The following is a 12,428-nucleotide window of genomic DNA, read 5'->3' as shown; positions in this document are numbered from 1 at the left end:
AGGCACGCCACTCGAACGACCAGCACAGATCAGGGACAGACACTCAGATCGGGTAGTGACGCGGGCCGTTCTGCACCGTCACCCAACGCAACTGGGTGAAGTGCTCGATGCTCGCGCTGGAGCCGAAACTGCCGTAGCCGCTGGACTTAACCCCGCCGAAGGGCATTGGCGCCTCGTCGTGCACGGTCGGCCCGTTGATATGGCAGATGCCCGACTCCACCCGTTGCGCCAGGCTCAGCGCACGGGACACGTCACGGCTGAAGATCGCCGACGACAGGCCGAACTCCGAATCGTTGGCCAGTTGCAGCAGTTCCTCGTCGCCATCACCACGCAGGATCACGGCCACCGGGCCAAAGGACTCCTCGCGGTACAGGCGCATTTTCGGGGTTACCCGATCGAGCAGCACCGGTTGCATGACACTGCCCTCGATCTGCCCGCCGGCCAGCAGCACCGCGCCCTTGTCTAGGGCATCCTGTACCAGCGCCATGATGCGCTCGCCTGCTGCTGCGTCGATCAACGAACCCAGCAAGGCCTGCCCCGGCAAGCCTGCCTTGAGGGTGGCGACCTTGCTGGCCAGGCGTGCGGCGAAGTCATCGGCAACCCGCGCATCGACGATCAGCCGCTCGGTGGACATGCAGATCTGCCCCTGGTTGAAGTACGCGCCGAAAGCCGAAGCGGCCACGGCCTGTTCCAGGTCGGCGTCGTCCAGCACCAGCAGCGGCGCCTTGCCGCCCAACTCCAGCACCGCCGGTTTCAGATGGCGGGCGGCAAGCTGGCCGATGATGCGACCGACATGGGTGGAGCCGGTGAAGTTGACGCGGCGCACCGCCGGGTTGGCGATCAGCCGTTCAACGATGGCGGCGGCATCGGCCGGGGCATTACTGATGACGTTGACCACGCCATCGCCGAGGCCGGCCTGCTGCAACACCTCGCCGATCAGTCCGTGCACCGCCGGGCTGTTCTCCGAGGCTTTGAGCACCACGGTGTTGCCACAGGCCAGGGGCATGGCCAGAGCGCGGGTGGCGAGGATGATCGGCGCGTTCCACGGGGCGATGCCCAGCACTACGCCGCAGGGCTGGCGCAGGGCCATGGCGAAGCTGCCCGGCACGTCGGAGGGAATCACCTCACCCTTGATCTGGGTGACCATGCCGGCGGCATCGCGCAGCATGTTGGCCGCCAGCTTGACGTTGAAGCCGTACCAGTCGGCGGTGGCGCCGGTCTCCACGGCCATGGCCATGAAGCGCTCGCGGTTGGCCTCCAGCAAACGGGCGGCCTCCAGCAGGCGCGCGCGGCGCTCACCCGGCCCCAGCGCAGCCCAGGCCGGGAAGGCCGCCTGCGCGGCAGCGACGGCGGCATCGGCGTCCTCTAAGGTGGCGGCAGCGACGCGACTGACGGTCTCGCCGGTGAAGGGGCTACGGCGCTCGAACACCGCGCCACCGGTGGCCGGTCGCGTCTGCCCGGCGATCAGCAAAGGCACTTCGAACATGGTCTGGCTCCATCTTGTGATTGTTATACGGGGGGCGGGCACGACCGCCCCTGGCACAGCTCAGCGTTTGTAAGCTTGCAGGCCCGGCTTGATGCTCTTGTCATCGAGGAACTGCTTCATGCCCTGCTCGCGGCCACCTTCCTTGTCCAGCAGGCGCGACTGGTCGAGCTTGGCGTACAGGTAGTCTTCGTTCTGCTCCCAGGTCAGCTCGCGGCAACGCTTGAAGCCGATCTTCGCCGCGCGCATCACCACCGGGTTCTTCTCCAGCAGGTTACGCGCCAGTTCGATGGTGGTTTCACGCAGCTGCGCCAGCGGCACGCTCTCGTTGACCAGGCCCATCTCGGCGGCTTTCGGCCCGCCGAAGGTCTTGCCGGTCATGATGTAGTAAAGCGACTGACGGTGGCCCACGGTGTCGGCCATGGCCTTGCTCACCAGGTTGCCCGGCGGGATGCCCCAGTTGATTTCCGACAGGCCGAAGGTCGCTTCGTCGGCGCAGATCGCCAGGTCGCACGCCACCAGCGGGCTGAAGCCACCGCCGAAGCACCAGCCGTTGACCATGGCGATGGTCGGCTTGGCGTACATGCGCAGCAGCTTCCACTGCCAGGTCGAGGCCTCGCGGCGAATCTTCTCCTGAAGGATCTCCGGGCCGGCATCGACTTCGCGAAAGTATTCCTTCAGATCCATACCCGCCGTCCAGGACTCGCCCGCGCCAGTCAGCACCAGCACGCCGACGTCCGCGTCCTGCTCCAGGGTTTCCAGTACCTCGACCATCTCGCGGTTGAGGGTCGGGCTCATGGCGTTGCGCTTTTCCGGACGATTGAGAATGACCCAGCCGATGCCCTCTTCGACTTCGACCTTGACCGTCTGCCAGCGCGATTCGTACTTGCTCATGGGAATGTCCTGCATGTGTGGGGTAGATGTGCTCAAGGTAGGCCGAGCAAATAGTTATGTCAATTAACTAATTGCTTGATTCGTTCGATCACCGCACCGATAGAATCGCTGGATACAGCGGTATCGACCGTATGATTAACCTGATTAATAGAAACTCAAGCTGGAGCAGCCGCGCGGCGCTCCCGGCTGCCCAGCGCGACCACCACCAGGGCGGCCACCAGCAGTCCTGGAGCGGCCGCCATCAGCACCCCGGCCGTGCCGGCGCCGGCGGCCAGGATATGCCCGGCGGCCAGCGGCCCGCTCACCGAGCCCAGGCGGCCGATGGCCACCGCCGCACCCACACCGGTGGCTCGCACCTGGGTGGGGTAATAGGCCGGGGCCAGGGCATAGAGCACCAGTTGCGCGGCCATCACGAACACACCGGCCGCGAAGCCCGCCGCCGCCATGCTCGCCAGGCTGGTGGAGAAGCCGATTCCGGCCAGTGCCAGCAGCAGCCCGAAGTAGATACCCAGCACCACCGGTGTGCGCTGGAAGCGATCGAGCAGTACCCCGCCGAGCAGCGAACCGAGTGCCCCGCCAATGTTGAAGACCATCTGCACCGTACCGGCCTGCTGCTTGCTGAAACCCAGCTCCAGCAGCAGCGACGGCAGCCAGTTGAGCAGCATGTACATCACGGTGAGGGTGAAGAAGTAGCTGATCCACAGCGACAGGGTGATGCGCGTGCGGCCATCGCCGCACAGCGCAGCCACGGTGGACGGCCGGTCCGACGTGGCGCGCGCCTGCTGCTGGTGGAATGCCGAGGACTCCGGCAGCAACCAGAGCATCAACGGCGCAATGGCCAGGGGCGCCACGCCGCCGACGATGAACACCCATTGCCAGGCCTCGCCGGCCAGCATGCCGATCACCGCAGCCGCCGCGCCGCCCAGAGGGACGCCGCAGTACATGATGCTGATGGCGGTGCTGCGCTGGCGTTCGTCCACGGCCTCGGCGCATAGCGCGATCAGGTTGGGCAGCGCCGCTCCCAGGCCGAGACCGGTGAGGAAACGTGCCGCCAGCAGGCCGGACAGGCTGCTGGTGTAGGCCGTCCACAGGGAGAAGATGCCGAACAGCACCACGGCAGCGATCAGCACCTTCTTGCGGCCGATGCGATCGGCGACATAGCCGCCGAGAAAGGCGCCGGGGAGCAGGCCGATGATACTGGCACTGAACATCCAGCCCATCATGCCCGGATCCAGATTGAAGGCAGCGCGGATGCCGGCGGCGGCGATGCCGGCCGATTGCAGGTCGAGCCCCTCGATCAGGGCGACGATAAAGCAGATGACGATGGTCAGCCGGGATCGGCTGGATGGGGTTTGCATGGCGGAGCCTCGCTCTTGTTGTTTTTGTTCAGGAGTGGCGCCGAGACACGTCGGCCTCGATGCAAAAAGATTAACAAACAAAACTAAAAAAACATCCCCAACCCAGACACCCCAGCTCAGTTCGATCACTCCTTTAAAAACAAACAGTTAAATCGATTTGCAGTGATTCGTTACGAATTAGTTAATTAATTTAACGTTCGATAATCGGACATAATCATTTGATTAGGCCGATGAGCGATTCCATCCTCTGTGCGCAACGGCAATCCGCCGGATAACAACAAAAAAGGTACCGAGCATGCCTACACGGCCTCTTCACGCTGTATTCGCGCGCAGCCCCCTGCCCCATGCCGTCGCCCTGTGCAGCGTCGCAATGTCCCTGGGTGCCCAGGCCCAGGGCTTCATCGAAGACAGTCACGCCAACCTGACCCTGCGCAACTACTACCTGGATCGCGACTACCAGGACGACGGCGCCAAGTCCGAAGCACGTGAGTGGGCACAGGGCTTCATCCTCAAGTTCCAGTCCGGTTTCACCGAAGGTCCGCTGGGCTTCGGCCTGGATGCCACCGGGCTGCTGGGCGTCAAACTGGACTCCTCGCCAGATCGCAGCGGCACCGAACTGTTGCCGGTATCACCCAGCAGCGGGCGCGCCGCCGACGAATATTCACGCCTGGGCCTGACCGGCAAGATGAAGATCGACAAGACCCTGCTGCAGGCCGGCGACCTCAACCTGGCGCTGCCGTCGGCGCTCTCCAGCCCGTCGCGCCTGCTGCCGCAGACCTTCCGCGGCGGCTACCTGACCTCCTCGCAGATCGACGGCCTGACCCTGCACGGTGGCTACGTGGACCGCATCGCCAAGCGCAATTCCAGCGACTACGAGGCCATGACCGTCGCTTCGCCCAACGGCCGCTTCAATGGTCGCGCGACTACCTCGCACATGGCCTTCGTCGGTGGCGACTACGCCCTGACGCCGGAACTGACGCTCAAGGCCCACTACCTGGAAGTGGCTGACCTCTATGAGCAGGGCTACCTCGGCGCCCTGCACAGGATACCGGTCGGCCCCGGCACCCTGAGCACCGACCTGCGCGCCTTCTTCAGCGACGAGAACGGCAGCGCCGATGCCGGCAAGGTGGACAACCAACACCTGTCGCTGCAATTTGCCTACGGCCTCGGCGGCCACCGCTGGACCCTCGGCCATGCCCACCAGGGCGGCGACACCGCCACGCCCTACATCTCCGGCACCGAGCTGATGGGCATCAGCGAGATGACCATGAGCTCCGACTACCTCAATGCCAGGGAACGCATGTGGCAGGCCATCTGGGACTATGACTTCGCCGCTGCCGGCGTGCCCGGCCTGACCGCGCGCCTGCGCTACGTGCGCGGTGACAACATCGAACTGGCGGCCTTCGGCGTCGATGACCGCAAGGAGCGCGAAGCCCAGTGGGAAATGGGCTACGTGATCCAGGACGGCCCACTGCGCGGCGTCGGCCTGCGCGTTCGGCAGTCGTTCTACCGTAACGACTTCCCTGCTGGCGCTGCCTTCCGCGACGAAAACCAGACGCGCCTGATGGTCACCTACAACCTGCCGATCTGGTGACGAATCCCGCAGCTCGCGTCGCCGTGTGGCGACGCACATTCACCAGGCGCTCGCCTGGCGCAACATCTGCAATGCTGCTTCGTCCAGTTCCAGCGTCATGGCAGCCTGCAACGCACGCAACTGCGCCAGGCTGGTGGCGCTGGCGATCGGCGCGCTGATCCCCGGCTGCGCCATCAACCAGGCCAGCGCAATGCTGGCGGGACTGATGCCGAGCTGCTCGCTGAGCAGTGCCAGGGCATCCAGAATGCGCTGGCCACGCTCCGTGAAATACCGTTCCAGATCCTCGGCCCGTGCTGCCTGCCGGATATCGTCGAACGTGCGGTACTTGCCGCTGAGAAAGCCGGAAGCAAGGCTGAAGTAGCTGACCACGCCGAGCCCCTTGGCCTGGGCATAAGCCTGCAGCTGCGTCTCGTAGTCCTGGCGGTCGTACAGGTTGTATTCCAGTTGCAGCACGCCATAGCTCGGCAAGCCGGCATCGGCGGCAATCGCCTGGGCGGCGTCGAGTTGCTCGAGGCTGTAGTTGGAAGCGCCGATGGCGCGCACCTTGCCGCTGGCGATCAGGCTTTCGTAAGCCCGCAGAGTTTCCTCGTGCGGCGTCTGCACGTCGGGATAGTGGGAAAAGTACAGGTCGATGTAGTCGGTGCGCAGGCGCCGCAGCGAGTCCTCCACTGCACGCACGATCCACTGGCGCGACAGCCCGCCACCCTCGCCCATCGCGGCGCCGACCTTGGTGAACAGGGTCAGGCGATCACGCAGGCCAGGGTTGGCGGCCAGCCACTGACCGATGATCAGCTCGGACTCGCCCCCGGCGTGCCCTTCGACCCAGTTGGAGTACACATCGGCCGTGTCCAGGGTGGTAATCCCGGCCTCGAAGGCTGCGCTCAACAGCTCGAACGAGGCGCGCGCATCCAGCGTCCAGCCGAACACGTTGCCACCCAGCACCAGCGGCGAAATCCTCAACCCGGTGTTGCCCAATGCTTTGCTTGCGGACATACCCGCTCCTTGAATGGCGAAAGGTCATGCGCAACCGGCGCAGCGGGCCATGCCCCACCGCGCCGGTGCGGCTCACTTGCCGGTACGGATGCTGTTCCAGGTACGCATGCGGATACGCTCGGCCTTCAACGACAGGGCCTTGAGCGCGTACAGGGAGCTCATCCTGTCAGCCGGAATGTACATGCTGGGATTGTTACGCACCTCGGGGTCGACGAAGGGCGTGGCGTCCTTGTTGGGGTTGGGGTAACCAATGGCGTTACTGGCCTTGGCGATCACCTCCGGGCGCAAGAGGTAATTGATGAAGGCATGGGCCTCCTCGACATTCTGCGCGCCCCTGGGGATGACCATCACGTCGGACCACAGCGGCGCGCCCTCCTTGGGCAGGAACATATCGATCTTCACGCCCTTGCCGGCCGCCACGGCCATCTTGCGCGCCAGCTCGATGCCCCCGGACCAGCCCACCGCCACGCAGATATCGCCGTTGGCCAGGTCGTAACCGTAGCGCGAGGAGTTGAAGTAGGTGATGTACGGGCGGATCGTCATCATCAGGTCCTGCGCCTTGCGATAGTCCTCAGCCTTCTCCGAGTTCGGATCGAGGCCGAGATAGGCCAAGGCAATCGGCAGGATGTCGCCGGGTGAATCGAGGAAACCGACCCCGCATGAGGTGAGCTTGGAGAGATTCTCCGGCTTGAAGATCACATCCCAGCTATCGAGCCTCACGTCCGGCCCCAGCGCCGCGCGTACCTTGTCGACGTTGTAGCCGATCAGGTTGGTCCCCCACATGTAGGGTACGGCGTACTGGTTGCCTTCATCGCCGCTGTTGGCCAGCTCGGCCATGAAGGTTTCGTCCAGCAAATGCCAGTTGGGCAGTTTGCTGCGATCGAGTTTCTCGAAGGTACCAGCACCGATGAAGGTGCCCAGCGACGCGCTGCCCGGGAAGGCCACGTCATAGCCGGAGTTGCCGGTGAGCAGCTTGGATTGCAGGGTTTCGGCGCTGTCGAACACGTCGTACACCGGGCGGATGCCGGTTTCTGCCTCGAAACCCTTGAGAATCTCAGGCGGCATGTATTCGATCCAGTTGTAGATCCTCACCGTGCGCGGCTCTGCATGAACGCCAGCGGCGCCAGTCAGTGCCAGGGTCAGGGCGGCGACCATAGGTAGTGCTTTCATCGCGGTGTCTCCTGGCGGTGCTCAGTAACGGTAGGTGAAGTAGAGTTCGAGGGCGCTGAAGCGCTCATCATCGCCGAACACCTGCCTGGCCGCCGACTTGGCGTCGACCCAGTTGTAGGACAGCGAGGTGTACAGGCGCTCGGTCGGTGTCCAGTCGAGGAACACCACGTTCTCGTTGGCGAAGCGACGATTGTCCACGGCAATGCCCTGGTAGTTGTTCTGATCCAGCCAGAACTGATAGTGGATGGCGCCGAGGGTGAGCGTCTCGCTCAGGCGGGTCTTGAGGGAGAACTGCTGCACGCGCTGGTTGCTGTTGAACAGCACGTAGTTGCCCATCACGTCACCGACCAGCCAGGTGCCCCAGTCGATGAAGCCCTTGCTCAGCGGATCCCAGGATTTCTGGGTGTTGTCGGCCAGGTCGTCATCGCCGGAGAACACCGCGTAGCGATACCCCAGCACCGGGCTCAGCGGCAGCGCCTCGAAGGCATAGTCGGCCTGCGCGTACCAGGCCTTGGCGTCGTAGTCGACGCCATCGCCACTGCCACGCTGCACGGCGTACTCGCCGTTGAGGGTCAGCGCATCGAGGCCCGGCAGCTTGCCCTGCAGCGCGCGGAAGTTGTAGACCTGCATGCCGTCACGGCGCAGTGGCGTGGCATAGGTGTTGGTCTGCGAATCCACCTTCATGGCCATGGCGCCGAGGGTCACCTGGCCGTCCAGGTCGTAGTCCAGGTTGGCGCCGTTGAGACGGAAGTCGCCCAGGTGCGAGTCGGTGCGCAGGCTGAAGGCCTGTGCCCGGAGCGCACCATGATCCCAGGCGAGGATGCCCGAATCGCGGAAGGCTGTACGCGGCCCCAGCCAGTAGGCACCGTCGCCTCGCGAATCTAGGTTGCCGTCCATCACGATGAAGCCGTTGCCGACCAGATAATTCTGCCGCCCTGCGGTGAAGGTCCACTCCCCCGCGCGAAAGCCCGCATAGGCCTCCTCCGTTGCGGTGTAGCCGTCCGAGCCACGGGTGAAACCGCCGGCATCACCGTCGCCGAAGGTCTTGGCCGCCACCACGGAGCCACCGGCGATCAGGTCGAAATCGGGGTCGATGGCGTATTTCAGGGTCACGCCGGGCTTGAGGTAGAACTCCTGCCAGTCGATACGGGTGCCGTCGTTGCGGCCGTTGCGTTGGTCGACACGACCGGCGCCGAAGTTGACGTTGCGCGTGGAGAGAGTCGCGCCACCGACCGTAAGCGTGGCTTCGCCGGAGAGGTTGCCTTCCTCGAAGGTATACCCGGCCATGGCCTGGGAGCTGCTCAGCACGGCGACGGCCAGCAGCGTGGAGGTAGAGGGAACGCGGATCATGAAATGCTCCTGGGTAAGTTGTTTTTGTGTCACAGGGCAGTTGCAAAGCAGACCGGGCGGGCACTCGTCGCCCGGCTGCAAACCGGCAAGCCCGCCTGCGCGGGCCACCAGATCTTTCTTGTTCCTTTGGGGGGGCTGGCTCAGTCGCGCAGGTGAGCAGCGAGTGCGCGCAGCGCGCGGACGTTGTCGACGTCGAACAGGCCCACCGCTTCGGGAAGCGAGGACTGCTTGGCGATCACCACGTCGGCCGCGAAGTCGACGAACAGGTACTGGCCATGGATGCCGCCGGCGACGATGGCGCGACTGTGGTCGTTGAACACGTACCACTGGCTGCGGTAAGAGGCGCCCGGCATCCACTGGGCGAACTCATCGTCCTGGGCGTAGACCGCCGGGTCGGCGCCGTCGGCGATGGCCTCGATGGCCTGCGGCGCGAGCAGCGTCCGGCCCTGGTGCTGGCCGCGATTGGCCAGCAGCAGGCCGAAGCGCGCCATGTCACGCAGCGTCGCGTTGAAGCCGGCACCGGCCACGCCACGCCCCCAGGGATCGGCCATGAAATAACCGTCGCGCTGGCAGCCGATCGCCGTCCAGATCCGCGCCAGCAGTTCGTGACAGGCTTCACCACAGGCCCGCTCCATCACCCAGGCCAGCGCCTCGGTGGTCGCCGTGACGTAGTGGAACAACCCGCCATGCTCGCCGCGCTTACGCAGCGATGGCAGGAACTGGTAGAGCGAGGCGTACTGGGCGAACGCCGCCGGCGCCGGCTGGAAGCCGCAGGCGTAGCCGAACTGCGAGCTTTCCGAGGCCGGGTCGTCGTACTGCTCGGTGTAGGAGATGCCCACCGCCATATCCAGCAACTGGCGAACGCTGGCATCGAAGTAGGCACCACCGGCGAACTCCGGCACGTAGTCGCCGGCCAGGCGCTCGGGGTCGAGCCTGCCGGCGTGGATCAGTTGCTCGGCCAGGGTGCCGATCAGCGACTTGGTCACCGAGAACATGACGTGGCGATCATTGACGCCGTGGCCGTTGAAGTAGCGCTCGTACACCACCTGCCCCGACTTCAGCACGATGAAGCCATCGGTATGACTGGCCAGCAGATGCTCGTCCAGGCGCACGCTCAGGCCGCACTCGCTGGCGAAGGTGAAGCCATCAAGATCCTGCAAAGCCTCGGGCAGCGCGTGTATGGCCTGGCCGCAGGGCACGCTGATGCTCGGCCGCAGGCGCTCCAGATGGCGGAAGCCCCATTTGTTGAAGGATGGACGCATCCAGTTGTCCCAGGTGACCCGTTGCGCTTCGACCGGGGGGAAACCGCTCATGAAGGGCTGCGGCGCCTGCGCGTGCTGCAGGGCCTCGTGGGCTTCGGCGTAGTGGCGGGCCAGGGAGCTGGCGAGCGGGGCGTTTACGGAGGAAGTCATGAACCTCTGTCCTTTCTTGCAGGAAGCTCTGCACGCGGCAGATGTGACAGAATAATTGCCTTAATAAAAATCTTTAGTCAATAAAATATTTACGTATGAAAACCTACTTCCGTTATGCTCGCGGAGCACGCCATCAGGACGAGGAGAAACATCAGTGAGCGGTCTGCGCGAACGTCAGAAGGCCATGCGCCGCAAGGCCATCGGTGAAGCGGGTGTAGCCCTGTTCGAACGGCAGGGGTTCGAGAACACCACCATCGAGCAGATCGCCCGGGAAGCCGGCGTCTCACCGCCGACGGTGTTCAAGTACTTCAGCTCCAAGCAGGAGATCCTCCTGGAAATGCTGCAGAAAGCCGACGAGACGGCTCTGCTGGATGCACGCATCCACATGGCCGAGCTGGACGACCCGCTCGACGCGCTGTGCTACCTGGAACAGGTGCTGGTGGATCATGCCCTCGGCATGCTGCCGGCGCCGATCTGGCGCGAGCTGTTGCTGCATGTGCTAGGCGGTGATCGAAGTGACCTGCCGGAAAAATACAAACGCCTCAACGAGGAGTTGCAGCACGAGATCGCCAGCCTGCTGCGCGACCTGCAGGAGCGCGGCAAGCTGCGCGCCGATCTCGATGTGGAGCTGGCGGCCTTCCTGCTCAACGACTACTCGCACCTGCAGTTGCTGCGCCTGACCAGCAGCGAGCCAATGGATCTCGAGCAGCACCGGCGCCAGGTCCGCCTGACCAGCGGCCTGATCCTGCAGGGCATGATCGCCCGCTAGCGGTGTAACCCGGTACGTTGTTCAGCGCAGCTAGCCGACGGCCTGCAAGGCAAAACAGTGGATCAGCACCCGGTCGGCCGTGGGGTAGTGAACCCGGCCGATGAAGGCCTGCTGGTTGAGCCAGCCCAACGCGCCATTGGCCACCTGAAAGCGCGGCGTGCAGGTGCAATGGTATTCGCGCTCGGGGAGCGGCCAGACATCCTGGCTCTCCAAGGCCCTGCCCTGCTCGGTCAACAGCAGCAACCCCGTGTTATGGATGTTGATCAGATCGCCGTCATCGCTCACCAGGCTGTAGCGGGCATCCAGCTCTCCTACGCCGTCCGGCCGCAGGCGGTAGGTGTCGGCACCACCTGGCAGCACCCTGCCCTTGACACCCTGGCATTCGAAGGTGCCACCGATGATCGGGTAATTGACACGGTAACCATCGGCACAGCGCCCCAACACAACGCCTTCATCGATGATCACGGCGAGACTCATGACGAGTTCCAGCCTCGCGGTTTGCGGGTAAGTAGGGTTGTTCACGGCCTATTTTCCTGATCAGGTGGAAGGCTGCACCCGGCGCGGTCACGCGGACTGGAGTGCACCCTCAGAAACTCTTAATCCTATAAATATTTTAAATCAATAAATATAAACCCAGTACAGGCATCGCCCCCATCGCGATACCCGAGTCTTCGACTGGCAAGCACGTTTACAGGCTGGGTCACCGTGCGCCCTGATCCCTTCCTCCGTGTAGAACAGAAGGGCATCGCGTTGCCCTTCTCGCGCCTGATGCGCTCTGCACGGCCTGCACGGCGTCTATGCGGCGTGATGCGGCAGATGGTCAAAGTTGAAGCGGCATCACTCGCGTTACAGATGGGCGCGCCCCGCCGTGAGGGGCCACGAGAAGGCGGCCCTGGCCAACAAACTGGTGCGGATCTGCTGGGCGGTGTGGTGCCACGAGCGGCGCTTCAATGGCAATTGGCAGAGCACAAAGCCCGCCTGACGGCGAGGGTGATCAGGAAGGCGTGATGGTTTTCTTGTGGTTGTGGTGAGCAACAGCACTGTCGAAACAGGCGAGTCCTACAGCGGAACAAGGCCGATAACAACGATGATCCCGGGGATCGATTGAACGCTTGGCCCCCGCTGCGCGAACTACAGAATGGCCAGGGCGGAAAGCCCAGAACAGGCCGGATATACGAATGCAACCGCACTGACGACAGGTGCAGAAGAGAAGCTTTGCTCACTACTTTTGGGGCGAGTCCATATACGAGGTGTTAGGTGACCTTCTTTAGAACTCGCTGAAGCCGGCGAGCATGGCTTTCTACCGCCTTCCAGTTCCAGTCATCAGGTGGGCTCCATTCTGGATAGGTAGGCGCCCAAGCCTTTGCACGAGCTAGTGAGTTCGCGCAGATCCGAGACATTCGAA

At 63.9% G+C, this 12,428-nt stretch carries 10 protein-coding genes and 1 pseudogene; 3 read left to right on the top strand and 8 right to left on the bottom strand.

Annotated features, from left to right (window positions below; translation table 11 throughout):
- Positions 1 to 43 precede the first annotated feature (43 nt).
- The 3 genes from BLR77_RS14515 to mhpT all read right to left on the bottom strand — a co-directional run bounded on the left by BLR77_RS14515 (position 44) and on the right by mhpT (position 3,735).
- On the bottom strand, positions 44 to 1,486 hold the full coding sequence (locus tag BLR77_RS14515) for an aldehyde dehydrogenase (protein WP_074678962.1): 1,443 nt from the start codon (positions 1,484 to 1,486) through the stop codon (positions 44 to 46).
- A gap of 60 nt (positions 1,487 to 1,546) precedes the next feature.
- Complete coding sequence (locus tag BLR77_RS14510) at positions 1,547 to 2,377, bottom strand: p-hydroxycinnamoyl CoA hydratase/lyase (RefSeq protein WP_074678960.1); 831 nt, start codon at positions 2,375 to 2,377, stop codon at positions 1,547 to 1,549.
- 155 nt (positions 2,378 to 2,532) lie between these two features.
- Entirely contained in the window at positions 2,533 to 3,735 is a 1,203-nt protein-coding gene (gene mhpT / locus BLR77_RS14505) for a 3-(3-hydroxy-phenyl)propionate transporter MhpT (protein WP_074678959.1), read from the bottom strand.
- Positions 3,736 to 4,030: 295 nt separating this feature from the next.
- On the opposite strand from mhpT, the gene BLR77_RS14500 reads away from it, so the two are divergent.
- Positions 4,031 to 5,329 carry an OprD family porin gene (locus tag BLR77_RS14500; RefSeq protein WP_074678957.1) on the top strand — a complete coding sequence of 433 codons (1,299 nt, stop codon included), beginning with the start codon at positions 4,031 to 4,033 and terminating at the stop codon, positions 5,327 to 5,329.
- 39 nt (positions 5,330 to 5,368) lie between these two features.
- Here BLR77_RS14500 and BLR77_RS14495 read toward each other — a convergent pair whose 3' ends face one another.
- From BLR77_RS14495 to BLR77_RS14480, 4 genes are all read right to left on the bottom strand, one after another.
- Entirely contained in the window at positions 5,369 to 6,322 is a 954-nt protein-coding gene (locus tag BLR77_RS14495; RefSeq protein WP_074678955.1) for an aldo/keto reductase, read from the bottom strand.
- 72 nt (positions 6,323 to 6,394) lie between these two features.
- Positions 6,395 to 7,477 carry a polyamine ABC transporter substrate-binding protein gene (locus BLR77_RS14490; RefSeq protein WP_238380582.1) on the bottom strand — a complete coding sequence of 361 codons (1,083 nt, stop codon included), beginning with the start codon at positions 7,475 to 7,477 and terminating at the stop codon, positions 6,395 to 6,397.
- Between the two features lie 36 nt (positions 7,478 to 7,513).
- Positions 7,514 to 8,842, bottom strand: coding sequence for an alginate export family protein (locus BLR77_RS14485; RefSeq protein ID WP_074678951.1), 1,329 nt, complete (start codon positions 8,840 to 8,842; stop codon positions 7,514 to 7,516).
- Between the two features lie 140 nt (positions 8,843 to 8,982).
- The gene (locus BLR77_RS14480; RefSeq protein ID WP_074678949.1) at positions 8,983 to 10,254 is read right to left on the bottom strand and encodes a serine hydrolase domain-containing protein; all 1,272 of its coding nucleotides are present in this window, start codon (positions 10,252 to 10,254) and stop codon (positions 8,983 to 8,985) included.
- 154 nt (positions 10,255 to 10,408) lie between these two features.
- On the opposite strand from BLR77_RS14480, the gene BLR77_RS14475 reads away from it, so the two are divergent.
- On the top strand, positions 10,409 to 11,023 hold the full coding sequence (locus tag BLR77_RS14475; RefSeq protein WP_074678947.1) for a TetR/AcrR family transcriptional regulator: 615 nt from the start codon (positions 10,409 to 10,411) through the stop codon (positions 11,021 to 11,023).
- 30 nt (positions 11,024 to 11,053) lie between these two features.
- On the opposite strand, the gene BLR77_RS14470 is transcribed toward BLR77_RS14475, so the two are convergent.
- Complete coding sequence (locus BLR77_RS14470; RefSeq protein WP_274379656.1) at positions 11,054 to 11,545, bottom strand: DUF3237 domain-containing protein; 492 nt, start codon at positions 11,543 to 11,545, stop codon at positions 11,054 to 11,056.
- A gap of 328 nt (positions 11,546 to 11,873) precedes the next feature.
- Between BLR77_RS14470 and BLR77_RS25095 the strand changes: the two are divergent.
- Positions 11,874 to 12,005 (top strand): annotated as a pseudogene (locus BLR77_RS25095) (IS110 family transposase); the annotation flags it as partial.
- Positions 12,006 to 12,428 lie beyond the last annotated feature (423 nt).

The sequence above is a fragment of the Ectopseudomonas alcaliphila genome, assembly GCF_900101755.1.
Classification (GTDB): Bacteria; Pseudomonadota; Gammaproteobacteria; order Pseudomonadales; family Pseudomonadaceae; genus Aquipseudomonas; species Aquipseudomonas alcaliphila.
This window is presented reverse-complemented; position numbering and strand designations above follow the sequence as displayed.